This is a genomic window from Nocardia sp. NPDC051756, assembly GCF_040681495.1.
Taxonomy (GTDB): Bacteria; Actinomycetota; Actinomycetes; order Mycobacteriales; family Mycobacteriaceae; genus Nocardia.
Map to the genome: position 1 here is coordinate 1 of NZ_JBFAYV010000033.1, position 3,132 is coordinate 3,132.

The 3,132-nt window shown below is 64.0% G+C and carries 3 protein-coding genes; 2 read left to right on the plus strand and 1 reads right to left on the minus strand.

The genetic code is table 11. From position 1 onward, the window contains the following. Positions 1-375 precede the first annotated feature (375 nt). Positions 376-1,044 (plus strand): hypothetical protein, encoded by a 669-nt coding sequence (locus tag AB0M22_RS45565; RefSeq protein WP_364740307.1) that lies wholly within the window; start codon positions 376-378, stop codon positions 1,042-1,044. 393 nt (positions 1,045-1,437) lie between these two features. On the opposite strand, the gene AB0M22_RS45570 is transcribed toward AB0M22_RS45565, so the two are convergent. Beyond that, complete coding sequence (locus AB0M22_RS45570) at positions 1,438-1,968, minus strand: hypothetical protein (RefSeq protein WP_364740309.1); 531 nt, start codon at positions 1,966-1,968, stop codon at positions 1,438-1,440. Positions 1,969-2,240: 272 nt separating this feature from the next. Here AB0M22_RS45570 and AB0M22_RS45575 point away from each other — a divergent pair, with 272 nt between their 5' ends. Continuing rightward, positions 2,241-2,624, plus strand: a complete 384-nt coding sequence (locus AB0M22_RS45575; protein WP_364740312.1) for a hypothetical protein — start codon at positions 2,241-2,243, stop codon at positions 2,622-2,624. Positions 2,625-3,132: the final 508 nt, after the last annotated feature.

The following is a 3,132-nucleotide window of genomic DNA, read 5'->3' on the forward strand; positions in this document are numbered from 1 at the left end:
TCCCGTAATTCCGCCGGCGCGCGAACCGAGCGGACAGTGGCCGGCCTCGGACGGTCGGCCACCAACGTCTCTGAAACGTCCGCATCTGCCGATTATGTGATGTACACACAGTCTCTATCTAGCCGAGTACCGCGCGGCGGCCCGTGAAAGCTGGCCAGCCGATCGTGATGTGTATCCGGGGACACTGACCATGCCCACACCGGTGGGTCCGATGCTCTCATCGGTCGTAGGCGGTCGATGTTGCTACTGAGTACCGGCGATGGAGAGGGCGTGTTCCATCCGTGGTGGGTGTGGTTCCGAATAGGCTCCCGACTGGTCTTACTTGTTCGGTGTGATCGGTCGTCCTCAGTTCGCCGTCGACACAGGAGGCTTGGAATGAACGCTCGTATGCGCGGGATCGGCTCGGTATTGGTGGTGACCGCGGCGGTGCTCTGCACTGGGATCGGTGCCGCGGGTTCCGCGTCCGCGGAACCGCCGTGGGGGACTCACTGCACTGGTGAGAAAGCTGCAAAAACGGAGGAAAAACAGTTCATCATCCAAGCGTGTCAGCGCGCCTATAGCGCCGCTGCCCGCGCCGCCGTCAACGACTTCGACGACGACGACGGCGACGACGACGGCACCCACGACACCCGCGACGCCGCCGCAGCAGCAGCCACCGCCTCCACCGCCACCACCGCAGCAGCCTCCTCCGCCGCCGCCAAGGCCGCAGCAGCAGCCGCCGCCAATACCTCCGACCACGCCTCCAGCGTCGCCCTCGAAGCCGCCGATGCCGCCAAGCGCGACAAAGTCAACGCCAACGGCACTCCCAAGGAAGCCCGCTTCGCCAAAGCCGAAGCCGCAGCCGAAGCCGCCTACAAGGCCGCCTACTCCGCCGCCGAAGCCTCCTTCGCCGCCGCCGATACCGCCAAGGCGGCGTCGGAGGATGCTACGAACGTGGAGCTCGCCGATAAGGCAGCAGTCGCTGAGGAGAAGGCTGCCGCAGAGTCGATGAAGGCTTTCCGCGGGCCCGACCTGGTGGAGATCCCGCGACTTGCCAAGGAGTAGTAGATGGGTGCGGTCTGATCGGGAGTGTCTGAGAATAAGGCACTCCCGTCTGATTTGAACGCCCGGTAATCAGCGTCAGGCATTCTGCGTAGCGCTCATCCAAGCTGACTTCAGTCGATACGAGTGAGCAATATTGCCGCTGGGCGCGCGTTGGTCGGCGGTCCAGAATGGTTGGCTGGCACAGCTTTTCAACGCGCGCACATGCCGATTACAAGATGTTTCGCGGCGTGTTCAGGGGGTGCTGTAGTTCGCTTGGGGCGCGCTGTCGGTGACTGTGCTCGATCACTTCAACACGATCGAACAGTGACGTGGTCTGGCCACCGGCTACGACAAACTCGCCCTGACCTACCGCGATCAAACGCTCGCCACAGCAACCACCCTCGTCGCTGCGGGCTAACTAGAGATCGGTGTGATCGTCGTCTTTTCCGGAGCCCCGAACGCGGCGTTGCTGGCCGCGACGGCGTTATCCTCCGCCTTCGCAGCGGCATTCGCCGCCTTCGCGTCGTCAGGAGCCTCGGCGGCGTCCTGGGCGGCGAAATAGGCGGCGTGGGCGGCGTGGGCGGCGAAGTCGGCAGCCTTGACGACGGCGGCGCCGGCAGCGGTTTCGGTGGCGAAGCGGGCGGCGGTGCGGGCGGCGGAACTGGCCATACCGGCGGATGTTGTAGCGGCAGCAGCAGCGGCCTTGGTCGTGGTTGCCTCGGCGGCCTCGGCGGCCGCGGCGGCGGCCCTGGGGGAGGCGTCGGCGCCGAAGTCTGCGGCGTCGGCCTCGGAGAAGAGGTCGGCGGCCTCGGCGCGGGTGGCGGCGCTCTTGGCGCGGGCCTGGGTCTGGGTGATCAAAGCCTTCTTGGTCTTCTCGTCGGGTGTCTGCGCGCGGACCGCCTGAACACCGGGCGCGGCGTCGGTCCGGTCCTGGGCCACAGCCACGCCAGTACCGGACAAAATCATGGCCGCGGCACTAGCGGCAACGAGTGCAGATCGCAGAATGAACACGTGTCCTCCAGAGATGATCAGGATTCGAACCGGAACAAGCGGAAAACAACAACGACCAGCATTCGTAGCCGAACAAACCACGGACTGCCTACCGGCAAAGAAACATCAGACTGCCAGCCACCGAGACCGAACCGAGCGCAGGACAACACCCAAGATTCGCCCATCCCTGATCGACCGAGCTCGCCCGAATGGAAGGTAGAGGAACTGTGACATCTCGCCGCATACTCACCGCGACACTGGCGGTGGTGGCCCTTGCCCTGATCAGCCCCGCTGCTGCGCACGGTCAGGAGGACAACGCAGCACGGAATAAAGCATTCACCAAGTGTCTCGAAAAGGAGGTCACGGCCGCTCAGGAACAAATGGGACTGAACGACAAAGAACTGAAGACTTTCATCAAGATCATCAACGGACAATTCTCTGGAAACCCTCCCAAGGATTTTACCGAAGAAGAACAGGCGAAGAATTTTTCGGAAATCCAGGACACCGCGCGTAAGGCCCTCCCGCAGCTGAAGGGCGAGAAGATCGCAGAGATGGTGCAAACTCTCAAAGCGAAGGCGCGGCACTGCGTCCCCGCCACATCGAAGGGCTGAAGGCCGGCGCAGCCTCGCGCCAGGATCGAAACCAGGCGCGGGCCGCCTGGGACGACTCACCGCCGAAAGCCGCAGCCGCCCATTACGATCCGGCGTAGTCGAACGCGGCCGTTGGACAGCCAGACACCGGTCACGCTGTCCAACGGCCGCGTGCAGTCCGTCGTTCCTGATCCTCCGGAGGGTGGCATCGCGACGTCGTCCGAACTCGCTGTAATGGCACTCGTGGCGCGCGTTGGTCAGCAGTCCAGAATGGAGGCGATCACCGCGGCGGTTCGGACTGGGCTCGAAGACATTGGGACTCCTATTCGTCGAGGGCGCACCAGTCAGTCTGGTTCGCCGTACGACCATGTATTCGGACCAGCGAAGATCCCGGATGAGAACGTCGGCCGCGCCGCGGAACGTCCGCTCTTGCCTGCGGGCTCAGGCGGTCAACGCAACACTTCTTGGAGTGCTTCTGATGGTGTGCGGAATCCGAGGGTTTGTCGAGGGCGCCCGTTGAGTTCGTCGG

Excerpts from the sequence above, each read along its gene's own strand:
- AB0M22_RS45565 (WP_364740307.1), top strand. The coding sequence starts at position 376 with ATGAACGCTCGTATGCGCGGGATCGGCTCGGTATTGGTGGTGACCGCG.